General features: G+C 54.1%; 18 protein-coding genes. 5 read left to right on the forward strand and 13 right to left on the reverse strand.

The features are described 5' to 3' along the window. Window positions 1-29: 29 nt before the first annotated feature. The 11 genes from AC0LWM_RS09765 to AC0LWM_RS09815 form a co-directional block, all read right to left on the reverse strand. A complete protein-coding gene (locus tag AC0LWM_RS09765) occupies window positions 30-1,805 on the reverse strand; it encodes a sensor histidine kinase (RefSeq protein WP_474674731.1) in 1,776 nt (591 codons plus the stop codon). A 162-nt stretch (window positions 1,806-1,967) separates the two neighbouring features. Beyond that, the gene (locus AC0LWM_RS09770) at window positions 1,968-3,053 is read right to left on the reverse strand and encodes a lactonase family protein (protein ID WP_474674732.1); all 1,086 of its coding nucleotides are present in this window, start codon (window positions 3,051-3,053) and stop codon (window positions 1,968-1,970) included. Window positions 3,054-3,144: 91 nt separating this feature from the next. Then, window positions 3,145-3,438, reverse strand: coding sequence for a hypothetical protein (locus AC0LWM_RS09775; protein ID WP_474674733.1), 294 nt, complete (start codon window positions 3,436-3,438; stop codon window positions 3,145-3,147). Further along, entirely contained in the window at window positions 3,435-3,914 is a 480-nt protein-coding gene (locus AC0LWM_RS09780; protein ID WP_474674734.1) for a LytS/YhcK type 5TM receptor domain-containing protein, read from the reverse strand. Before AC0LWM_RS09780 ends, AC0LWM_RS09775 begins: the two co-directional genes overlap by 4 nt. A gap of 53 nt (window positions 3,915-3,967) precedes the next feature. Beyond that, window positions 3,968-4,546 carry a sulfite oxidase-like oxidoreductase gene (locus AC0LWM_RS09785; RefSeq protein ID WP_474674735.1) on the reverse strand — a complete coding sequence of 193 codons (579 nt, stop codon included), beginning with the start codon at window positions 4,544-4,546 and terminating at the stop codon, window positions 3,968-3,970. 22 nt (window positions 4,547-4,568) lie between these two features. Then, window positions 4,569-5,495: a Gfo/Idh/MocA family protein gene (locus tag AC0LWM_RS09790; protein WP_474674736.1), complete on the reverse strand. Its 927-nt coding sequence runs from the start codon at window positions 5,493-5,495 to the stop codon at window positions 4,569-4,571. A 456-nt stretch (window positions 5,496-5,951) separates the two neighbouring features. Next, window positions 5,952-6,788: an amidohydrolase family protein gene (locus AC0LWM_RS09795; RefSeq protein WP_474674737.1), complete on the reverse strand. Its 837-nt coding sequence runs from the start codon at window positions 6,786-6,788 to the stop codon at window positions 5,952-5,954. 58 nt (window positions 6,789-6,846) lie between these two features. Further along, window positions 6,847-8,241, reverse strand: coding sequence for an ATP-binding protein (locus tag AC0LWM_RS09800; protein ID WP_474674738.1), 1,395 nt, complete (start codon window positions 8,239-8,241; stop codon window positions 6,847-6,849). A 164-nt stretch (window positions 8,242-8,405) separates the two neighbouring features. Next, window positions 8,406-9,929, reverse strand: coding sequence for an anti-sigma factor domain-containing protein (locus tag AC0LWM_RS09805; protein WP_474674739.1), 1,524 nt, complete (start codon window positions 9,927-9,929; stop codon window positions 8,406-8,408). Beyond that, window positions 9,926-10,738 (reverse strand): RNA polymerase sigma factor SigI, encoded by an 813-nt coding sequence (gene sigI, locus AC0LWM_RS09810; RefSeq protein WP_474674740.1) that lies wholly within the window; start codon window positions 10,736-10,738, stop codon window positions 9,926-9,928. Before sigI ends, AC0LWM_RS09805 begins: the two co-directional genes overlap by 4 nt. Before the next feature lie 176 nt (window positions 10,739-10,914). After that, the gene (locus tag AC0LWM_RS09815; protein WP_474674741.1) at window positions 10,915-11,340 is read right to left on the reverse strand and encodes a hypothetical protein; all 426 of its coding nucleotides are present in this window, start codon (window positions 11,338-11,340) and stop codon (window positions 10,915-10,917) included. Between the two features lie 347 nt (window positions 11,341-11,687). Here AC0LWM_RS09815 and AC0LWM_RS09820 point away from each other — a divergent pair, with 347 nt between their 5' ends. The 5 genes from AC0LWM_RS09820 to AC0LWM_RS09840 all read left to right on the forward strand — a co-directional run bounded on the left by AC0LWM_RS09820 (window position 11,688) and on the right by AC0LWM_RS09840 (window position 20,244). Then, the gene (locus tag AC0LWM_RS09820) at window positions 11,688-11,879 is read left to right on the forward strand and encodes a KTSC domain-containing protein (RefSeq protein WP_474674742.1); all 192 of its coding nucleotides are present in this window, start codon (window positions 11,688-11,690) and stop codon (window positions 11,877-11,879) included. Between the two features lie 79 nt (window positions 11,880-11,958). Next, complete coding sequence (locus tag AC0LWM_RS09825) at window positions 11,959-12,471, forward strand: DUF4912 domain-containing protein (RefSeq protein WP_474674743.1); 513 nt, start codon at window positions 11,959-11,961, stop codon at window positions 12,469-12,471. Next, window positions 12,471-15,848 carry a 1,4-alpha-glucan branching protein domain-containing protein gene (locus AC0LWM_RS09830; RefSeq protein ID WP_474674744.1) on the forward strand — a complete coding sequence of 1,126 codons (3,378 nt, stop codon included), beginning with the start codon at window positions 12,471-12,473 and terminating at the stop codon, window positions 15,846-15,848. The genes AC0LWM_RS09825 and AC0LWM_RS09830 overlap by 1 nt, the downstream gene beginning before the upstream one ends. Next, window positions 15,820-18,240: a sugar phosphate nucleotidyltransferase gene (locus AC0LWM_RS09835; protein WP_474674745.1), complete on the forward strand. Its 2,421-nt coding sequence runs from the start codon at window positions 15,820-15,822 to the stop codon at window positions 18,238-18,240. The genes AC0LWM_RS09830 and AC0LWM_RS09835 overlap by 29 nt, the downstream gene beginning before the upstream one ends. A 12-nt stretch (window positions 18,241-18,252) precedes the next feature. After that, window positions 18,253-20,244 carry a glycoside hydrolase family 15 protein gene (locus AC0LWM_RS09840; RefSeq protein ID WP_474674746.1) on the forward strand — a complete coding sequence of 664 codons (1,992 nt, stop codon included), beginning with the start codon at window positions 18,253-18,255 and terminating at the stop codon, window positions 20,242-20,244. A 78-nt stretch (window positions 20,245-20,322) separates the two neighbouring features. Here AC0LWM_RS09840 and AC0LWM_RS09845 read toward each other — a convergent pair whose 3' ends face one another. Beyond that, a complete protein-coding gene (locus AC0LWM_RS09845; protein ID WP_474674747.1) occupies window positions 20,323-22,542 on the reverse strand; it encodes a DUF4434 domain-containing protein in 2,220 nt (739 codons plus the stop codon). Window positions 22,543-23,112: 570 nt separating this feature from the next. Further along, complete coding sequence (locus AC0LWM_RS09850; protein WP_474674748.1) at window positions 23,113-23,661, reverse strand: peroxiredoxin; 549 nt, start codon at window positions 23,659-23,661, stop codon at window positions 23,113-23,115. Between the last annotated feature and the right edge of the window lie 204 nt (window positions 23,662-23,865).

Genomic DNA, 23,865 nt, shown 5'->3' on the forward strand with positions numbered 1-23,865 from the left:
TCAGCTCCCTGTTTTCAAAAATATTAAAATTAATAATAAATGACGATTTCCGCTTTTAATCCGCCCCATTGGCTGCGCGATACGTATACGCCGCTGTTCTGCCCGAACTTCAGCCGGATTCTGCGGCATACGTTGATCAGCCCCGTCTTCTCCGGCGCATTCGATGCATCGTCCAATTGGCTTTGCAAGGCGGCCAGCCCTTCGTCCGTGAGCGCATCGCCGTCGTCTTCCACCGTTATGCGCAGTACGGGAAAGCCCTCTTCAGCCAGAGCTGCCTTAACATGAACTTGGCCGCGCCGCATGCCGTTTTCAAAGGCGTGCTCGAAGGCGTTTTCGACGACGGGCTGAATCATGAGCCGAGGCACCATCAGCGGTTTGCAGCGTTCCGGCAGCGGCTCGGCCTCGACGTTGATCCGGTTGGAGAACCGGATGCCCTGAATGTCGCAATAATCGAGCGCATGCCGGTATTCCTGATCCAGCGGTACCTCGTCCCGGCCGCTTCGCGTAATGAACTGATAATAGCTGCCGAGCTTTTGCGCGAGCAATGCCGCATTTTCGTTGTCGCCGCTTTTGCTGATCATGTAGATGTTGAAGAAGCTGTTGTACAAAAAATGCGGATTGATCTGCGACTGCAGCTGCTTCAATTCGGAATGCTGGAGGTTGATTTTTTGCTCGTAATTTTCCTGAATCGATTCCTTCAGCTTCTCGACCATCCGGTCGAAGCTGCGGTACAAATAACCGAACTCGTTATCGTTTTTCGGGCGAATGATCACGTTCAAATTGTCGGTTTCGAGAATTTTGAACGCTTGGATGAGCTTTTTCAAAGGCCGATGTATCATCCAGTTGACGGATAACGAAAAAACAAAAATGACGGCGATGGACGCGATCGACAAAATGATGAACCATAGATTGAATTTTTTGAGCGGTCCTGTAATTTCATTTTCGTTAATGTAGGTGTACAGCGTTAAGCCTAACGTGCTGATCTTGCTGTACGTAATCCGGTAATTGACTTGGCCTGCCTTCGTGTTGCCCGGGCTCACCGCTTTCCCTTCATGCATCGAAATCGGCAGAACGTAGCTGTCGAACTCCGTATTGGGTGGCCGTTGCACCAAACTATCCATAATGGGCGCCGCCAAGCCGTCGCCCGGCTTCAGGCTCATTGTATGGAGGAAACCCTCGTCGGCCAGCATGGCGCCGGAGTCCGAGTAGTATTGGACGAGCTCGTGCAGCGTATTTCGCAATGTCGTCATCGATAGCTCCATGTAAACGACGATCGTATCGTTGTTGGCCGTTTCGATAAAATACAGCTTGTCGCCGCTGAAATATAATGACGGTCTCGGTTTATTCTCCAAAAAGGACGCGATGCGCGCATGCTCGGCATTCGGCAGCTTGACGATTCCGTTCTGCGTCGACATCGTTCGCGCGAAAGATTTGATATAAACCCCTACATTAAGTACGAGGCTGCTGGAATTCATAATGGTCGACAATCGGTCTTTGACCCGGTTTACGAGCTGGATTTCTTCGAAGCCGTCGATCCGGGTGCCAAGGAAGCTGAGCTTCTGCAGCTCCGAGTCGTTCAAAAATTGCAGCTGCAAATTGCGGATAAACGCGATTTGGTTATCGAGCTGCCGCGAATAAAACTTGACGTTCGATTTGATGGAATTCGATACATCGTCCTTTATGACCGAGATCCCCATCATGTTCATCCATAAATTGATTAAATAAACCGGAATGATCAAAATGATGAAGATCACGATCATTTTCTGGTACACATGCAGCTCGGCAAATTTAAAGCGTCTTTTCAATGCGCGGACCCCGCTTCTCTTTGTTAACGTTTTCATCATTGTACATGACGGAAGCAAATGGCGTAAATCGTTTTGTCGGTTGGTACATCTAGATGAACGATTTCAAAAGAAAAGGCCCCGTTCTCATCCGTTTCGGATGACAACAGGACCGTTCGCCGATCGCTAGGCAATCGTCATAAATTTCACGCATACCGGCTTCGATACGTTCAGCTCTTGGCCGATTGGCGCCAGCTTGCCTGTCGCCTCGTCGCGGGAAAACACGACGACGTTGTTCGTGTCGCGGTTCGCCGCAAGCAGGAAGCGGCCGTCCGGCGTCAGGGCGAAGTTGCGCGGATGCTTGCCGCCGGTAGATACGTGCTCCACCGGTGCAAGCGTTCCGTCAGCCGGATTGACGGCGAACACGACGATGCTGTCGTGCCCGCGGTTCGAGCCGTACAGGAAACGGCCGTCCGGCGAAAGATGAATATCGGCGCACGCATTGTCGCCTTCGAAGCCTTCCGGCAGCGTCGATACCGTTTGCAGATGGGCAAGCCGCCCCGCTTCCTCATCATATGCAAAAGCGGTGATCGTCGAATTGAGCTCATTGATCACATACCCGCGAGCAAGCGACGGGTGGAACGTAAAGTGCCGCGGACCCGCTCCCGGCTCCACCGAAATTTCCCCGTTCGGAATGAGCTTCTGCGCCTCCAAGTCAAGCTTGTATACCTTGATCCGATCCAGGCCGAGATCCGGTACGACCGCGTAACGGTTCGCCCGATCCGGGAACACCGAATGCGGATGCGGCTTGTCCTGCGCGGGATGAATGCTGGAGCCTTCATGCTGTTGCATATCGGCAAGCTTGCCGATCCGGCCGTCAGCTTCGAGCGGGACTAGCCCGATCATGCCGCCGTGGTAGCTCGCTACCAGCAAGCTCCGCCGCGTTGACTCAAGCAGAATGTGGCAGGTCGGTCCCGGCACGGTCTCCGAGTCGTTCAGCAGTTCGAGCCGCCCTTGCTCCGCATCGATCGCGTAAGCCGCAGCAGCTCCTTTGCGTTTGCCTTCGGCATCGGTCATTTCCTTGATTGCGTACAACCGGCGATTCGCGGAATCGACATCAAGGAAAGTAGGATTTTGCAAGCCGGAAACTTCGCTTTCCAGCGTGAGGCTTCCGGTACGCTCGTCAAACGTGCATACGTATAAACCAGGGTCTGAAGCATTGGCATATGAGCCGATGAAGGCCAAAAGCCGGCCGGATGTTCTTGAATTCATTGTGCGTAACTCCTTCGCCATGTTTTGCACCAAATTTTATCATACTTTGATGCAACGTTAAAACCTAATCATGCAATTCCATGGCGGGCGATCAAACCTTAAATTGCTTAATGGCCGATTGCAAGTCTTCGGATAAAGCCGCAAGCGCATCTGCGGAAGAGGCGATGTCCTCCATCGACGCCACTTGTTCCTCCAACGCCGACGACACCTGCTGGGCTCCGGACGATGCGTTCTCCGCAATTCCCGCAATGACATCGATGGAATGGACCACTTGCGCGGTCCCGGCAGACATTTGCTGTGACGCAGCCGATACTTCTTGGATTTGATGAGCCGCTGCGTTGACGGAATTCCGAATTTGGCCGAACGCTTCGCCGGCCGTGTTCACGGCGCCGATTCCGGCTGCCGCTTATCGAAGCCGGGAGGATGGTTTTGGAAGAAACTCCGCAGCCAATGACCGCGATGACTTCGCCATGCTACGATGACAGCCGTTCCGCCGAACAAAAACGGTATCACGATCGCATTCCCTTCAAAAACATACCGCCAACCGAACATCATCACGTCGACGACGATCGTTGCGACAGGACCACCGAAAAAAGCAGCCAGCAGTATTGCGATCTCGGAAAAATTAAGCTTCATGCAATTCCCCATATTTACGCTAAATACGAATAAAACAATAGCGAGCCCGCCATGAACGATGCCGACATACAGCTTATCGCGAAAGTTCGGTGCGTTTCTCATCCCCGCATATATAAATTGCGGGGCTATCAAAAACACAAATAAAACTAGAATCGAATAATTCAGAACCAAGTCTCGCAGCAGACCTTTGCCTCCCCTTCCTGAAACGCAAAACTGCAACTTCATCCTTAGACGAAGCTGCAGCAGTTTTTAGATTCATATTGCGTGCGGCTTGAAGATCAATCAAAATCGTAGCGCTCTTCTTTCCAAGGATCCCCATACATATGATAACCGTTCCGCTCCCAAAAGCCCGGCTTGTCCTTCGCCATAAATTCGATGCCGCGCAGCCATTTTGCGCTTTTCCAGAAGTAGAGGTGCGGTACGACCATGCGCACGGGATACCCGTGTTCCGGCGACAGCCGCTCGCCATTATGGAGAATGCCGAGAAACGAAGTCTGCTGCAGGAAATCTTCGAGCGGCAGGTTTGTCGTCCAACCATGCTCGGCGTGCAGCATTACGTAATGCGCTTCCGGCTTCAGCTTCACCTTCTCCATAATCGTCGCGACGGCGATGCCTTCCCATACATTGTTCAGCTTGGACCAGGTGGTGACGCAATGAATATCGTTCTTGAATTCCTGCCGAGGCAGCTTCATGAATTCGGAATAAGGGATCGTCGCTTCCTGTTCGACCAAGCCAAAAATGCGCAAATCCCACTTGCTCATATCGTTGTAATAAGGCACTTCACCGTGATGCAGAACGGGAAAACCTTCCGTCAGCTTCTGCCCTGGGGGCACGCGGTCTTTCGTTTCGTTCGTCATGTCGCTTCCCTCCCGTATGTCGTTACTGCCCGCTTAATGTTTCGACTAATCTGTGCGTTTCAAGCACCTGGTCGGCCCGGATCATGCACTGCTCCGGCTCGTCCAGAGTGGTGAGAAAATGATCGATCACGCCCGAGAACCCGCGGCGGTGCAGCGTCGTATCCCAGCTGCCGAACGAGCGTTTCCGCTCCCCGCCCTGCTTATCGTAGAACGTGGCCGTCTCCATGTTCGTCACTTCGACAGACCGGCCGCTTCCGTGCAGCTCCAGCTTCTCCAGATCGGCGCCGGCGAACCGGTCCATCGTAAACACGGCAGCGGCCTGCCCCAGCCTTAGACTGCCTGTCGCATGAACAAGCCTCCCCGCATCGTCGGCCCTCTCGATATAGGAAGCCACTTGCTTGTCGTCTTCGCCTCCAAGCCATACGAGCAAGTCGATCATATGTAGCAAATCGTCGTACAGCGTATGCTTCGCGCTATGACGCTGCTGGCGGATGCGATGCTTCGCGGCGACGCAAACGTTGAAGCCGCCCGCTTCCTTGAGCCATGCTTTCGCTTCCTGGTACAGCGGCGCAAACCTGCGGTTAAAGCCAACGGCCAGCAGCTTGCCCTTCCGTTCGGCAAATCTCGCGAGCCGCTCCGATTCGCCGATATCGTAAGAAAGCGGCTTGTCGACATAAACGCTGACTCCTGCCGTCAAACAAGCGTTTACGATATCGTAATGGGCTTCGGTCGGAGCATGGACAAAAACGGCGTCCGGCTCTTGCCGCAGCAAAGCATCGAGCTCGGTAAACCGGCCGGCAATGCGATATTGGCCGGCAACGCGTTCCACCGTCTCGCCGGAGCGGCTCATCAGCCCGACCAACTCGATATCGCTACGCACCGCGATGACCGGCAAATACGCTTTTTGGGCGATGTCGCCAATACCGATCAATCCGATTCGTTTATTCATAAGCCAATCCTTTCGCTGACACTAGATTACCCCAATATTGTAGCACAAATCCCCAGTTTTCGAAGGACAAAGCAAAAGTTCGCTGAAGCGACGGACTTGTCCGGCATGCAGCTCGCAGCGGCATAGGTACGCAGATTGGCACGCACTTCGAGTAAGTTGGTTGGTACCACTGGACGGGTAGATAGGCGTTTTTCATTCAGAAAATTTTGGCTGAAATTCAGAAGAAATTTTCTGAAAATCCTTTGAAAATTTACGTTCAACCACAGATTCAGAAATTTTTGGCTAAAAACAGAAATTTTTTTCTGAATTAAGCCTATTCCCCTCTTTTGCCCGAATATTTAAGAAAAAAGATTCTGAATTTCAGAAAATTTTTTCTGAGTTCGAAAGATCGACACAAAAACAAGCGCATAAAAACAAGAGCAAAAAAAGCCCATGATTACTCAAGGGCTTTACTTATCAATTCCGATCCAATCCGTAGAAACGGAGCGCATTGCCGCCAAAAATCGCTTCAAGCTCACCTGCGGTCAATGTCGAGGGAAGCGTCTGCTGTACCAGCCCGATCACTTGGTCGTATGAAGCGGCCAGCAGGCATACCGGCCAATCGCTGCCGAACAACAACCGGTCCGGTCCGAACGCTTCGACGACATGCCGGACATACGGCACAAAATCGTCCGGCTTCCAGTCGGCATCCGCTTCGTTCACCATGCCGGAAAGCTTGCAGAATACGTTGCCGAAAGCGGCAATTTGCCGAATGTGCTCTCCCCAAGGCTCCATGATCCGATCCTTAATAAAAGGCTTCGCGATATGGTCGACTACCGCATGTAGATTAGGCACCCGCTCAAGCAGCTCCAAGATATGCGGCAAATGTCTTGGCTTCGCGAGCAAATCGATCGCGAACCGATCCGCGGCGAGCACCTGCAGCGCCTCCAGCACCTTCGGCCGCAAAATCCAGCGGTCGTCCGGCAAATCCTGCAGCATCGGACGAATGCCGACGAAATACGGATTTTGCCGCAGTCTCGCGTAGGTTTCGCGGAAATCGTCCGCCTCCAGATCGATCCAGCCGACAACCCCGGCTAGCGTTGGATCTTGATCGCACAGTGACAGCAGAAATTCCGTCTCCTCCACCGTCGGCGCGGCCTGCACCACGATCGTGCGGTCAATGCCGTGCCGGTTCAGATGCCCGTGAAGCTGCTCGGGCAAATAATCTTTGTATAGCAGCCCCGTTTCAGGCGTCAGCCAGCCGTAATCGTTCCGTTCCGTCTTCCAGTAATGCTGATGCGCATCGATACGCATAACGATCATCCTTCCCTGCCGGCAATTCATGCTCCGATTTTATCATAATCTATTGATTCTAAGCCGGCCGCCCATTCGAATAACCGACGAGAGGCAGCAAAATATCGAACTCCGTCCCTTCGTCTACGCTGCTTTCCACCCGGATCGTGCCGCCGTGGTTTCTCGTAATCCGATAGCTGACGGATAAACCTAGGCCCGTTCCTTCTTCCTTCGTCGTGAAAAAAGGATCGAACAGCCGATTCATCGTTTGCTTGCTCATCCCTTTGCCGTTGTCGCGTATGCAAATATGCGCGAATCGCCCTTCGCTGACCGCGCGGATCGTAATCATCCCGTTTCGTTGCTCCTTCTTCTCGCTGATGGCGTCGATTGCGTTTTTGATCATGTTCAGCAGAACCTGTTTGATTTGCTTCACGTCGATCGACACGATGAGCTGGCTCGCGACAGGCTCGCAAATGAGCTGACAGCCGTGCATGAGCGCTTCGCTCTCCGACAGCAGGATAACCTCCTTGAGCAAAGAGCGGACCTCGACCTCTTCTTTCACCGGTGCTGAAGGCTTGGACGAATTTAGAAATTCATGAATGATTTCATTCGCGCGATCGATCTCCGACAGAATGATGCGGGCATATTCCTCTTTCCCAAGCTTCGCCAAATCGGATCGGAGCAATTGAATGAATCCCCGTATCGAAGTGAGCGGGTTGCGGATTTCATGGGCGATCGCTGCGGCGATTTTGCCGAGCATCGCCAGCTTATCGTTCTGATACGACGATTGCTCGATCGATTTGTATTCCGTCAAGTCCTTAACGCTAATTAGACAGTCGCCGTCAAGCTCACTGTCTGTTTTGACCGTAACGAGCAAATGTCGACCGTCATAAGTGACCATCTCGTGATATTTGCTCCGATTCCGCTTCATTTCCTTGAAGAATCGCAGGATCATTCTCTTCTTCTCTCTGCTGAGTTCCCGGTGCTTCACGATTTCTATCGCATCGCAGCCAAGCAACGCCCGCCTGGGGACGCCAAGGAGCCTCGCCATGCTTAAGTTGACGAAACTTACAAAGCCTTCGGCATCGAGCAGCAGAATCGCGCTATCCAAATGCTGCAGCAAATTCTCATGCTTGCTGCGTACGAGATCTTCATTCGGTTGGATCGAGTTCAGCAACTCGATGATCGGCCTTGAAGGCTCCATGTCACGATCCGGCGACCCGCCATTCGTCCAATATGAAAACAGGATCACCATTACAAAAAAATGCGCCTTCCGAACGATGTCCATCGCCTCTTCAGGCTCGGCATTCGCCTTGAGCATATGTACGGCTTCTTCGTGCAGCGCCAGAACAACTTCAGGCTCGTACGCCTTGAACAGATCGCCCAAGCCGGCTGCTTCACGGAGCGAGCGACTGCTGCTGCCCCTTACATACTCGGCTAAAGCGCGAGTATATCGTTTACGAACCTCCAACATCTCGCATGCCTCCTATATCCGAAACCAACCTTATTACGGCCATTATATTTATCATAGTCAAATATTTGCAACACCGTCAATAAGAGATCATGTCGAAAAAAGGGAGTTTGTGCGGTTAAGTAAAAATGTGTCGTTCGGCCTATCGAATTGTCGGATGAACGACTTTAATCGCGCTCGCGTTCGCGATTGCGATCCTTCTGTTGTTTTCCGTTGTTGTCATCATGCTTGTTATCGTCCTTGCGATTCCCTTTGTCTTCTCGAGAATTGTTGTTCGCATCATTGCGATTTTTATTGTCCTGTTCCTTTTTCTTCTCCTGTTCCTTTTCTTTTTTCTGCTCCTCCTTCTGTTGTTCTTTTTGTTGCTTCTCCTTCTCCCGTTCTTCCTTCTTCCGCTCCTCCTCCTTCTTTTTCTCCTCCGCTTGCTTCTTCACCTCGGCTTTATTCTCCTCGGCCCGCTTCTTCTGCTCCGTTTCGGCCCGTTTCAATAAAGCCTCCAAATTTTTTTTCTCCGTCTCGGCTTGCCGCTTCAGGTCTTCCAGCTGTTTTTTCTTCTCCTCGAACTGCTTCTTCAGCTCGCCATGATGTTTCTTCCGCTCCTCCTGCCACTTTTTTCGGGCATCCTGCCATTTTTTGTACGCCGCGGAATTTTTCCATTCGAAGTCGAGCTTCGAATCATCATTATTTCGGTTACCTTTGCCAGAACCGCGATTCTTGTCGGGAGAACCGTTCGTCGGTTTAACGTCCCCTTTGCCATGATTGCCTTTGGGACCATGATCATCCGGTTTGTTCCCGTTGTTCTTGTGCTGTTCTTCCTTTTCCTTCTCTTTGTTCTCCTTTTCTTTCTCCTTCTCTTTCTTCCGCTTCTCTTTTTTCTGCTCCTGTTCGAGCATTTTTTTCAAAGTATCTTTATCCGGTTTTTTCTTATTGTCGATGACCTGCTGCAAACCGCCCCACGATTTGGCGATTTGATGGATGGACGTCGTTTTCATCTGCTCGATCGTTACGTCGCGGCCTTCGTTTTTGGCGATCAAATATACGGCCATTTTGCCTGTCGAAACGCCTTGGTTTTGCGCTTCCTGCCGCACTTCCCGCGGCGCGGCCAAAATCGTGATTTTAACTTTGTCCGCTTGGGCGGGCGACGCATTGCGAATGATCCGGCTCACCTGATCGTTCATTTTATCCGTAAGCTTCGTTTCATCCAGCTTCGGATTATCCTTGACCATCGTGCTCGTAATCACGACATCGCCTTCATCGTCGCGGAAAAATCCTTGTTCTTCAACTCGCTGCATGACGGATTCGGTGACGGAATCCAACGTTTTGCCCTTGTACACCAGCCCTTCGAGCAATCGAATGCCGTCATCGTTCAAACCGGACGCTTCGATGACTTTCTCCTCATCATCAATGCCGAACTCCAAGCTCGGATTGATATCGAGCGTAACATAGGCGGCAACCAAACTGCCTTGCGAACCTCCGAAACCGGCGAACCAGATCAGACCGAATAAAGCGGCGCAAGCAACTGCCGCTAAAGACGACAGCCATATTCGTCGGACGTAGGAACGGATGGCAAACTGAATTTCTTCGCCAATCCGGTCGTTTCCCGCCATGCGGGGCACTTTCCGGAATCGGCCGTCAGGCGTCAACACGATGACATATGTGCCTGCAACTTCCATTACAACTCCCCGGTTCATCCGTTCCTCCTCCTTTCACTGTCGACCTCAACGCCTGCGGTCCTATGTACGTATTGCTGCAAATGCGGGAAAGCTCCACCATGAATAAGCGCTACCGCAATAATGTATTTCCGGTTGCGTTCTAGCGTTTTTCGGGAAACGTGGACGCGTTCCATCAATTCCTTGATCGGCAGCATTTTTTTTGTACGTACCATATGCATCAACACTTCATCTTTCGACAAAATTCGACTAATTGAGAACAAAGTTTCCCGCGAATCGGCATGCTTTGGCGAAGCTTCCACCAAATCGACAAAAGAAATACCGAATTCCCTCAATTGTTCGTTTAATTCCAATATTTCCGTGCGGCGTTCGTCAGCCAGCTGATCTTTCTTGAACTGCTCCATCGCTTGATGCGTCTCAACCGGATTGACGATATTGTCCTCTTCATCCTCGTGATCAAAAGCGCTGTATGGAACCTGCTGCGAAAAACGCTGCTCCTTGCGCAAATGATCGATCAACCTCCGGCGGATTACCGTTTCCGCAAAGCCGAGAAAGGACCTTCCCGCGCTCGCCGAAAAACCGTCGATGGCTTCATTAAAAGCGTTCAGTGCTACGCTGAACTCATCATCACGGCTAGGGTCGATATATCGTTTGCAGAAGCGGCTTGCCGCTTTTACGATAAATGGCTGATAGGCAGTAATGAATTCGTTGCGCAGGAGCAAATCCCCCCCCTGAATGCGCTCAACCTGGCGCTCGGGAGACGACTGGTTTTGTTGCTCGTCTTGAGTTTGCCCCTTTCCGAACAGCTTCTTAAAAAGTACGAGTAACACTGCTCCACCTCACAATACAGGAATCGTAATCTTGATGTCTTTTGCGGGGGTCGCGGGTAAAAAATCCGCACGAAGTGGGGCCTGACTTCGAAATTTTATTCTGATGCTTTGCGGGGACCCCGAATCGCTGCATTAGAAAAACAAAACGCCCCCGACTGGGGACGTCATTTTTAATATCAGCGTAAGCCGCCCATCGTATTTCTTTGCTTCAGCTTCATGCGCCGCTCGCTCAATACGCCGAGGCGTTTTTTGAGCTGGCGCTCCCACTCTTCATCATTCAACTGCTTGGCGACAATGAGCAAGTCCAGCGCCATGTCGATTTGACTCCGTACGACGTCCATCGGATCTTCGTTTTCGTTGTTGACGCAGTTTTCGAACAGCATCTCTTCCTTCTGCTCCACATATTCGTGGAAATCCACTTCGGGAGCGCCGTCGCAATGCGCATATTCAGCTAATATTTCATATTCGTTTTCGATCAGATGATGGACTTCGATCCGGTGACAAACCGGACAAAACAATATAGGAACGTTATGAATTTGTGTCCGAAAATATTTGAGCGTACCTTTGGTGCCGATCATGCTTGCTCCGCAGCAAAAGCTCATATTCATCCCTCCCATGCCTAGCGGCTCTAGTTCAGACGATTACTAACTAAACTATTCGACTCGGCTGCGCATAATTCCTCCTTTATGCGGTGGAAAATGGATCCATCCCCCCCTCTAATCCCGTTAGATACCGATTTACAAATACTTTATGTAATCGTTTTCCGGACGAACACGGCCTATAAGCGGCGTGGGTAAGCCCTTTTTCAAAGATTGAGTTTACGGCAAATGACTTCTAATGTTTTTCATTTCGTCATATACATGAAAAATCCGAAAGCGCAAGCCGGATGCCAATTCTTCGAAACTTGCATTTCGGTACTCTATTTTCAAAGAAAAGGAGAGGGTTGACTTTGAATGTCATACCGCTGGAATCCAAGCAAATCAGCCATCTGTTGTATAACGATACGACGCATGAGCTGCTTGCCCATTACTGTACGGGAGAGATCAAATCTTATTCGTCCGTACCGGTCGACGCCTTCGAGACTTTGCTTCGCTCGGATAACAAATACGATTGCTTCGTCAAGCTGACGTCCGGTCGTTAATCAAACAAGCAGCCGACTTTCATAAATTTTCTTTACAGGCTGTCGCTCAAAGCAGAACATAAATTTTCGGAGGGGTCAAATGGTTCAAAATCAACATTTAGCCGAACGCTACAACGCGGACACGCTGCAGCTTCTGGTCAAAGATCCTACAACGCTTTATGCGTATTGGGACGTATCGGACCGCAAGCGTTGGCTCGTCGCCCAGCACTATTGCGCCGATTGGTCGGTCATGCCCAAGATCGTCCGGTTATACGCCATGCCGGGCAGCCGTTCCGACGGAACGGGACATCGCCGCACCTATGCAGATACAAATGTGGGCGATTCAAGCTCCTGGTATTTCTCTCATCTCTTACCCAACTGCACGTATATTGCCGATTTCGGCATTCTGAACGTACAACGTCAGTTCATTCCTTTGCTGCGTTCCAATATCGTCATGACGCCTCGCAATGCCGAGGCCGATTTCGACGAAACGGATTCGCCGGAGGTACATTCGCCACATGGCCGATCCATCTGGTTTCAAGAGCTGGACGGAGCTATGTTCGAGCAATTTTCCGCTTATACCTTATATGAACCGCACTCGGAGGCCATTTGATGAACGAACACATAAACGGCTACGTATCGCTTATTTTGCATGCTCATCTCCCGTACGTCCGCCATATCGACCGGGACGACTACATGGAGGAGCGCTGGTTTTTCGAAGCGATGACGGAGACGTATTTGCCGCTGCTCGACGTATTCGAGCGACTGAACGAAGACGGCGTCGGCTTCCGCATCGCCATGACCTTGTCGCCTACCTTGCTTGCGCTAATGGAAGATCCGCTAATGCAGATCAGGTACGAAGCCCATTTGCTTAAGCTGACCGATCTCGCGCGCGCCGAAGTCGAACGCACCGCGCCGGACGAAGCGCTTCAAACCGTTGCGAGCATGTATGCCGACAAGCTTCAGCATTTCTTCCAGATGTACACCCGGTACGACCGCAATCTCATCGGCCAGTTTCGGGCGATGCAGGATCGCGGCGTGCTGGATATTTTGACTTGTGCCGCCACTCATGCCTTTCTACCGCTTGTCAAGAACACGGAGGCGATCCATGCGCAAATCGCTACCGCCGCCCTCGATTATGAGCGCCATTTCGGGCGTGCGCCGCGAGGCATTTGGCTGCCCGAATGCGGTTATGCCGAGCACGTGGACGCCGTGCTGAAAGCGCATGGGATTCAATATTTTATCGTTGATGCGCACGGCTTGAGGTATGCGAAACCGAAGCCGGTGCGGGATTTGGCCGCGCCCGTCGCCACGGAAAGCGGGATTCACGCATTCGCCCGCGATCCCGAGTCGTCGCAGCAAGTATGGAGCAGCCACGAAGGTTATCCCGGCGATCACGACTATCGCGAGTATTACCGCGATATCGGCTGGGACTTGGGCTGGTACGACGCCGAGGAATGGGAGTATATACGCCCGCACGTCCTGTCGAACGGAGATCGGATTCATACGGGCATCAAGTATTACCGGATCACCGGCGAAGGGGAGGACAAACAGCCGTACAACGTCGATTGGGCGATGAACAAAGCCCGTATGCATGCGGCTCATTTCGCGGATTGCCGGGAACGGCAGCTCGCCCACTACGCAAGCTCCATCGACCGCAAACCGATAGTCGTCTGTCCTTATGACGCCGAATTGTTCGGCCATTGGTGGTATGAAGGTCCGGCATGGATCGAAGCGTTATGCCGGGAATTCGACCGGCGGGGCGGTCCCGTTCGGCTGGCGACGCCCGAAGATTATCTCGCGGAATACCCGGAATCCCAGCAAGCGAAAATTCCGTTCTGCAGCTGGGGGCGTAACGGGTATGCCGACGTATGGCTGCAGGGGAACAACGATTGGATTTACCGGCATCTCCATTATGCCGAGGATCGGCTCATCCAGGCGGTCACGGAAAGAATCGGTTTTGCGGAGGAAGAAGCGGCGGAAGGCTTGGCGCAGCTTGAGGGGCATCGAGAAGCATCGCTGGAGTCGACAGAGACGACGGAGACCGCGATCGGCGCGACCGATCGGCTGCTCAATCAAGCCGCTCGCGAGCTGATGCTCGCGCAGAGCAGCGACTGGGCGTTTATTCTCGACGCCGGCACGGTGCCGTCGTATGCGGCCCGCCGGACGCAGCGCCATCTGCTGCAGCTGCACGAGCTGCTCGACATGGTGGCGGACGACGAGCGCTTCGATGCGCAAAGGCTCGCCGCCATCGAACGCCAGTCGCCATGCTTCCCAGGCGTCGACTGGCGGCGATACCGCCGTAAGCCCGACGGCGCAGACGAAGCGATGCACCGGCTGTACGCGGCCCAGCGAGGCGCGGATGCTTGCGGCGACGCAAGCCTTGTGGCGGCTACGGCGCCAGGCAGCGAGCGCGGCGCGGTTACGCGCGACGATGCAAGCCTTACGGCGGCTGTGGCGCCAGGCGGCGGGCTCGGCGCGGTTACGCGCGACGATGCAAGCCATGCGGCGGCTACGGCGCCAGGCAGCGAGCGCGGCGCGGTTACGCGCGACGATGCAAGCCTTACGGCGGCTGTGGCGCCAGGCGGCGGGCTCGGCGCGGTTACGCGCGACGATGCAAGCCATGCGGCGGCTACGGCGCCAGGCAGCGAGCGCGGCGCAGTTTCGAGCGGCGATGCCGGCCTTACGGCGGCAGCGGCAAGCCACGAACGCGGGACGCATAGCGGCGAAAGCATTGCGGGCGCCGATCCCGCAGCAGCATCTACCGCGCCTAAGGGCAGCGGGCAGCGCATCCTGATGCTCGCCTGGGAATTCCCGCCGCTTGTCGTTGGCGGCCTGGCGCGTTCGGTATACGATCTATCGCGCCATCTGGCCCGGCAAGGCTGCGACGTGCACGTCATCACCGGCGAAGCCCCGAATGCCCCGGCCTATGAACTGATGAACGGCGTCCACGTGCACCGGGTCGGCGTGCTGCGCACCGTCACGTCGATCGACTTTTTCGACTGGGTGTTCCAGATGAACGCCGCTTTTACCGATTGTGCGATCTCCCTGATCGATCGTCTGAAGCTCCGCTTCGACGTCATCCATGCTCACGACTGGCTCGTCTATTATGCCGCCCGCGAGCTGAAGATGACGTATGACGTGCCGCTGGTCGCCACCATTCATGCGACCGAATACGGCCGCAATCACGGTAATTTACATAACGAGCTTCAACATCGCATCCATTCCCTGGAATGGGAGCTGACTTACGAAGCGTCCCGCGTTATCGTCTGCAGCCGTTCGATGCGGCGGGAACTCGTGCATTTGTTTGGACTGCCCGAAGATAAGCTGGACATTATTCCGAACGGGGTCGATCTTGCCGCCTCGTCCGCAGGCCGTACCGCAGCCGGTGCCTTTGACCGCGGCGAATACGCCGCGCCTGAGGAATCGATCATTTTCTATATCGGCCGACTTGTCCACGAGAAAGGCGTCCACGTGCTGCTCGAGGCGATGCCTACCGTGCTGGAACGGCATCCCTCGGCCAAACTGGTGATCGCCGGCACCGGCCCCATGAAACAGGCGCTTATGGACCAAGCAGCCAAGCTGCCGTCCGGCAAAGTACTGTTTACCGGCTTTATTAGCGACGCCGTTCGCAACGAGCTGCTGGCCGCGGCCGACGTCTGCGTATTTCCGAGCCTCTACGAGCCGTTCGGCATCGTAGCGCTTGAGGCTATGCAAAGCGGCACCCCGCTTGTCGTGTCCGACACCGGCGGGCTCGCCGAAATTATCGACCATGCGGTCGACGGCTACAAAGCATTGCCCGGCCATGTCGAATCGCTCGCCTGGCATGTGTCCGAGATGCTCGGAAACCGTCCTTTCGCTGCGCTCATGGCCGCCAGCGCCAAGGATAAAGTGAACGAACACTACGATTGGAACGCAATCGCCGTACGTACTTTAAAGATCTACGAAGGGGTGAAGGTACATGAAAGCAGTCATTATGGCCGGGGGTAAAGGAACCCGGTTGCGTCCGCTCACTTGCCATGTTCCTAAGCCGATGGTTCCTTTGCTGAACCGCCCGTGCATGGAATACAACATTGAGCTTCTGAAGCGGTATGGAATCACGGATATTGCCGTAACGGTGCAATACCTTCCGGAGGTCATTCGCAATTATTTCGGCGACGGCGCCGAATTCGGCGTGAAGCTGCGCTACTTCGAAGAGACGGAGCCGCTTGGCACCGCGGGCAGCGTCAAAAACGCCGAGGATTTTCTCGACGAGCCGTTCATCGTCATTAGCGGCGACGCGCTGACCGATTTTGACTTACACAAGGCGATCGCCTTCCACCGCCGCAAGCGATCGATCGCCACCATCGTGCTGACCCGCGTTCCGTCTCCGCTGGAGTTCGGCGTCGTCATGACCGAAGATGACGGGCGGATCGTCCGTTTCCTCGAAAAGCCGAGCTGGAGCGAGGTGTTCAGCGACACGGTCAATACGGGCATCTATATTCTGGAGCCGCAGCTGCTGCAGGATATCGCGAGAGGGGCCGTCTTCGACTTCAGCAACGATTTGTTCCCGATGCTGCTTCGCCGGGGCGCGCCGCTATACGGTTATGTTGCGGAAGGCTATTGGTCCGATATCGGAAATCTGCAGCAATACCGGCAAACCCAATTCGATATGCTCGACAAAAAAGTGAATGTACGGATCGCTGCCAGCGAAGTGCTGCCCGGCATCTATATGGAAGAACGCGTGAAGCTGCCCTCCCGGGTCAAATGCGTCGGTCCTGCCTATATCGGCAGCGGCACCGTCATCGAGGACGATGCCTTAATCGGCGAATATACCGTGCTCGGCAAGCACAACATCGTCGCCGCCGGCACGGCGATTCAGCGGTCGATCCTGTGGGACGGCAACCGTATCGCCGCAGGCTGCGAGCTGCAGGGAACTTCCCTGTGCGGGCAAACCCGCCTCGCGCCGAATACGGCGCTGCACGAAGGCTCCGTTATCGGCATGGGCTGCACGACCGGCCCCAAATCAATAATCCGCCCCGGGGTCAAAATTTGGCCGAAGAAGCATGTTCAAGCCGGCGCGACCGTACATACGTCGCTTATCTGGGGAGAACAGGCGGCCAGTGCGCTGTTCGGGAGCATCGGCGTTCAGGGCACCGCGAATATCGACATGACGCCCGACTTCGCGGGCAAGCTGGCGGCTGCCTACGGATCGCTGCTGCCGCGGGGCGGCCGGATCGCCGTCAGCGCGTCGCCTGCTCCTTTCGCTCAGCTTATCAAGACTGCCTTTGCCTCCGGGCTTCACTCCGCCGGCATTCATACGACGGACCTCGGCTTGGCCGACATGGCCGTTTCCCGCTATACGGTGAAATCGCTGCGGCTCGACGGCGGCATTCATATTCGCTTCGTCCGGCAGGGCGACGAAACGAAGCTGGTCATCGCCTTCATGGACCGGCGCGGGCTGCCCCTCGCGAAAAACGAGGAGCGCAAAATCGAAAACGCGTATTGGCAGGAAGATTTCGTCCGTAGCCGGCTTGAAGGCATCGGCGTGAATCTCGCTTATGCCGAAGCGGCCGAAAACGATTATTTGCAGGCGCTCGCCGCCAACTTCGACCTCGATGCGATCCGCGCCGCCCGTTTCAGCATCGTCATCCAAAGGGACGCCGACGAGCACGATACATCCTTGCTGCTCCGGTGGCTCCGCCTGCTCGGAACATCGGTCGTCACCGTGCCGTCCGACGGTTTGTCGCTGCATCAAATGGCGGATCTCGCCGCCAGCATCGGCGCCGACCTTGCCGTCCGGATCGACGCGAGCGGCGGGCCGATGACACTGTACACCGGCCGCGGTGACGCCGTCGCCGACGACCTGCTGCTGGCGCTCAAGACGGCGGTTTCGTTCCGCAGCGGCCGCCACGCGGTGCTGGGCGTTCCTGTCAGCGCGCCGCAAATTATCGAAACGATTGCCGCCGCATCCGGCGCCTCCGTCATCCGCACGAAAGAAACGCCGCGGGCGATGATGGAAGTCAACGCCGACGCGACGTTCTCTCCCCTGTTCGACGATTTGTACGCCTTGGGCGCGATTTTTGAGGCGATGGCCGCGGAACAGCTCACATTCACCGCATTGCTTGAGCAAATTCCTCAATTTTGCATCGCCAAAGAGGAAGTGCCGTGCCCATGGAGCGAAAAAGGGCGTATTATGAGATTGATGATGGGCGAAACAAAGGATCGGACGGTCGAATTAACCGACGGCATCAAAATATTTTCCGACGACGGATGGGTGCTGATTTTGCCCGACTCCGACGGCCCGGCCTTCAAGCTTGTCGCCCAATCGAAGACGATGCAATCCGCCAGAACGATGATTGCGAGCTACAGTGAACGGATTCTCAATTCAACCATTCGTTAAGGACGTGAGAAGGTGCCCAGACATCTGGTCGTAGGAAACGGGAAATTTCTCGTCAATCTGGATCAGCACGCTTTCATCCGCGACATTTATTATCCGTACGTCGGACAGCTCAACCATGTAGGAGGTTACCGCTGCCGCGCCGGGTTATGGGTTGACGGCCAATTCAGCTGGCTCAGCGATCCCGATTGGAAATTTCAGCTCTCCTATGCCGAGGATTCGCTCGTAACCGATGTGACCGCCGTGAATGACAGGCTTGGCCTGCTGCTCTACATGAGCGACGGCGTCCACCAGCGCGATTCCATCTATTTGAAGCGCATCACGGTCATTAACCGGTCGGGCACGGAGCGCGAGGTGCGCTTGTTTTTCAACCAGGATCTCGTCATCAACGAAACCGAAGTCGGCGATACGTGCGTTTATTATCCGTCCAATCATACCGTCATCCACTACAAGAAGGATACCTACTTTATGTTTAACGGGATGGCCGGGTCCGAGGGCATTTATGAGTTTTCGACCGGGGTCAAGCGATTTCATGGGGCGGAAGGCACATGGAGGGATGCCGAGGACGGGCATTTGATGGGTAACCCAATCGCGCAAGGGTCGGTCGACAGCACGATCAGCTTGCGAATCTTCGTGCCGCCGAACGGTTCGAAGGATGTGTATTACTGGTTTGCGGCAGGCCGAAATTTGGAGCAGGTCAAGGCGCTCGACGCTTATGTGCGTGACAATCACCCCGGCCGGCTGCTGGGCCGCATCAACATTTATTGGCAGCGGTGGGCGAACAAAAAACCGATGGATTACGCCGATTTGAGCGGACCGTGCATCAAGCTGTACAAACACAGCCTGCTCATGGTACGTTCGCAAACCGACGCGGACGGCGCAATCGTCGCGGCGAACGATTCCGACATCATGCAGTTCAACCGCGACCATTACAGCTATATGTGGCCGCGGGACGGAGCGCTTGTCGCTTACGCCATGTCGATGGCGGGCTATCACGGCATGATCGCCCCTTTCTTCCGGTTTTGCGCGTCCGCCCTTACGCCCGACGGGTACTTGCAGCACAAATACAACCCCGACGGGACGGTGGGCTCCAGCTGGCATCCGTACATCCAAGGCGGCAAAGAACAGCTGCCCATTCAGGAGGACGAAACGGCTCTTGTCCTGTTCGCCTTATGGAAGGACTACGACCTGCACGGCGATATCGAGCTGCCGCAGTCGCTATACCGGAATTTGATCCGCAAGGCGGCCAAGTTCCTCATTTCGTACGTCGAGCCAGACTTGGGGCTGCCGAAGCCGAGCTACGATTTGTGGGAGGAACGGTACGGCATCTTCACGTTTACCGCCTCGGCGGTTTACGGGGGACTTGTCGCTGCGGCCAACTTCTCCCGCCTGTTCGGCGACGACGAACGGGCGCAGAAATATATGCAATCTGCCGCGAACATCAAAGCCGGCATACTGAAGCATTTGTGGAACGAAGAGCACGGCCGCTTCGCGCGCGGTTTGTATCGTCAAGACGGGCGCTGGGTGCAGGACATGACGCTCGAGAGCAGCGTGTACGCTTTGTTCGAATTCGGCGTGCTGCCCGCGGGTGACGAACGCGTCGCCCGGACGATGCGGGCGATCCAGTCCGGGCTGTCCGTCCGAACCGCTGTAGGCGGAATCGCCCGTTACAATCATGACTACTACTTTCAACGCAGTACGGACATCGACCGCGTGCCGGGCAACCCATGGATTATTTGTACGCTCTGGGTAGCCGAGTGGGAAATCGAGCGCGCTTGTTCCTTGGCCGATTTGGACGTCCCGCGCCGAACGCTGGAATGGGTCGCCGCCCATGCGCTCGAAAGCGGCGTATTGCCGGAGCAGCTCGATCCGTTTGACGGAGGTCCGCTGTCCGTCGCGCCGCTCACTTGGTCGCATGCGACCTATGTGCTTGCCGTCAACAAGTACTTGAACAAGATGAACGAGCTCGGGAAAGGCACGCCTCCCGCTCCCCCCGCCCGCGAATAACTGCCTCGTAAATGCCATCGCCATTCCCCTTGCCGGTCTCCCGGCAAGGGGTTTATTGTGGTTGCACGATGATTCAATCTATCGAATGATCTGAATTTCGTCGATAAACGTCCTTGATTTTGACGGATTCACCGTCACCCTGACATACCGCCCGCTTACCGATTGGGCCGGAGTCAGCCGGTATACATTCGAGCTCAAATCGGACGATGCCGGCATCGTCACCGTTCCCGCGGCTTGAAACGTCAGGCTATCGTCCGATATGGCATATTCGACCGATGAAGGCAGTCGGATTCCTTGCTCGTCGTCACGCAAGAACGTCGCTTCGAACACGGTTAAGCTTTGCGAAGCGCCCAGGTCGATCGTGTAGGAGAACGAGGCGTTTCCTGTCCTCCCCTGCCATGCTTCATCCATATAGGATGTGCTGCCGAACACGCCGTCCGTCAATTCTTTGCCGCCGGTGTCCGGCACATGCGGATGCGCTTGCTTGGACGACGTGTACGGTTGATGGAACGCAACGTTCGTCGGGTATTGCTCAACGCGCATCTCATCGATAAACGTCCAGCCGTACGGCTGGCTCGTAACGACCGCTTTGACATAACGCCCCTCCGTATTGGGATCGGTTACAATGCCGTATTGCGTCGGCGATCGGTCCGGCGTGAGCTGGCCCGGCGTCAGGCTTTTCATCCCGATGGAAGTGTAATTCGCGTTATCGTCCGAAACGAAATATTCGACCGATTGCGGAAGCTTAATTGCCGATTGGAGATCCTGGAAAAAGTTCATCGTGACAGCATCGATCCGCTGCTTCGAGCCGAGGTCAACCGTAAACGAAAATACGAGTGGATCCTGTTCGTTCGATCTGCCTTGCCAAGCGGCATTCAGGAAATCGCTGCCGCCCCATACCCCGTCCGTCAATTCCGTGCCGTTCGTGTCCGCATAATACATATTGGCCGGCACCGAGCTGGTGTACGGCTTGTTTGCGGACAACACCACGGCCGAAGCAAGCGTTGTCACCTGCAGCGGCTGCGATAACGCGGACGGATAACCGGTAGCGCCATACGCTTCGACTTGATATGTATAGGTCGTATGGGCCGCTAGTCCGCTGCTGTCCTGGTAAGCAGCCGAATTCGTCCTGCCCAGCTTCACGCCATCGCGATAGACGATATAGTAAACGGCATCCGGCGAGTTGTTCCACTTAAGCACAATTTGATCCGTGCCTTGCCGGGTCGATTCAAGCCCGGACGGTACGGCGGGTCCGGTGCTGTCGACGGCTCCCGTTTCGTAATAAGCTTTATAGGCTTGATGGTATTGCGGGTTCGGTATGATCTTCGGGCTTTGATAATGATCGTATGAGAACGTAATGATTTTTTCAACATATGGACTAACCTGGTTCATATGCTGTACGACATCCTTGATCGCCATCGGCTCGGCAATCCACGGATTCGGGCTGACGACATGGAACGTCTCGATATCGGCCCACAGCTCGGTAGCCGGATGGCGGTCAACGACCGATTTCATGAATTGATACCAGGTCACAATCTGCTCGTTCGTATGAAATCCGCCGCCGAGGCCGTCCTGCGGAATCAAATAATCGATATCGGCTCCGCTTAATATGCCGTCCCAAGTTGTTTCCCACGCGCTGCTGTTCATTTCGTACGTTTGTCCGCACCAGCTTTCCGGCCATATGGCCGGAGCAAGCGACAACGTTGTGCCGGGATACGAGTGAACCAGATCCGCCAGGGAGGCGTACGCTTCCTTAAGATTTTGAATGGAAGCCGGATCCTGATAGCTGCAATTCTCCATCTCGTTCGTAAAATAATACCCGGTAAGCGAAGCATGAGCCCCGTACTTGGCCTGCAGTTCGGCGACAAATTGCTCGCTGTAGCCGAACAACGTATCCAGCCATAGTTTATTCGTCGCATGATAGACATACCAATCGTCGTTGTTGTTCGTGCCGAGCCATACCTTCATGCCGACCGAATCGGCCGCCGTCAGCAAATTTTCGATCGGGTCGCCCGCGTAGGAAGCATCCTTTGTAAATCCGGGGATGGCTGTCGGGTAAATCGAAGTCATGTAGCGCGAGTCCGCCGTCCATTGCAAAATAATTAACTCGTTGCCTACTTCCTTCAAATAGCCAAGCTCCTCGCTCCAATCCTGCACAGTCCAGTTTTTGACCACCGTAGGTTGGATGAAGCTCCCCTTCGAGTATACGGAAGCCCCTGCCGCATCAGCCCGATGAACGGGAATTACAATCCAAACGACAAGCATTAACGCCATCAAGGAAATCCAAGTTTTCTTCATCGCTATGCTCCTTTGACCAAGCAAACTGGCATAGCTTCTCTTCTCCCCTGTCCCTCTTGCTTCATTATATGATAATCCAACGGGGTAATGAAGAAATATTTCTATTTTCACACCGTAAAAAGGAGGAGTTATCCGTTTTCGTTATGACGATTACGCCAATTTGCCGTTCAATAAAAGAAGATGGGTCAAAAAGCACAATGCGCCGCTGCAAACCATTCATGAGCCGTTTCCGGCGGGTTATTCGAAGCGGAAATTCGACTCGACTTTGAGCGGCTGGCGGTAGCATGGGGCACAAGAAGGCCAAGTTGATGGAGAGCAAAATTGCTTCGGGCTGTATCCTGGAAAATAATGTACTGCGTACAGCATTTTTCGCCGGAATGATCCGCTTCAGCCTACATTGTTGTACTCGATGCAACAATAACAACATTATGGACTCACCTATTCGAAATTGCTGCAGTTCATACAATTTTGTGAGCCTGTCCCGCTTCCCAACACGACAAAAACCCTCCCGGCCTTGGCCGAAAGGGTTCGTGTTCATGTTTATGTTTATGTGTATCCGTGAACCTGATCTTATTTCGCAGTCAGGTGTTTGTCGCCTGGCTTCCAGTTCATTGGGCACAGTCCGCCGGATTGCAGAGCTTGCAGCACGCGAAGCGTTTCTTCAACGCTGCGGCCTACGTCGTTGTGGTTAACGACTTGGTATTTCAGCTCGCCGTGCGGATCGATGATGAACAGCCCGCGAAGTGCAACGCCTTCTTCTTCGATCAGTACGCCGTAGTCGCTTGCGACTTGTTTCGTGATGTCGGCGGCAAGCGGGAAGTTCAGCTGGCCAAGGCCGTTGTCTGCTTTAGGCGTGTTGATCCATGCGCGGTGGCAATGAATGCTGTCAACGCTAACGCCGAGAATTTCCGTGTTCAATTTGTCGAATTCGGAAGCGGCGTCGCTTAATGCCGTAATTTCCGTTGGGCATACGAAAGTGAAGTCCAGTGGGTAGAAAAATAATACGAGCCATTTTCCTTTGTAATCGGACAACGAAACTTTACCGAAGTCTTTGCCGTTGCCATGTGCGGTTTCCATCGTAAAATCAGGTGCTTGTTTACCTACCAAACGTTCTGCCATTGTTCAATTACCTCCTTAGAATGGGTAAAAATAAAGTTAAAGCTGCCCGGGATGCATGATCCCGCACGGCGTTTCGCCTAAGCTCGAGCCCTGCAGTTGCCGCTTCTCGGGAGCTTGGATTGCCTATTGCATCCACGGATATCATCGTACCATCAATGAGAATTAAAGTCAATATAAAATTATTATTTATTTATAATAATTCTA

It is taken from the genome of Paenibacillus sp. sgz302148 (assembly GCF_056120465.1).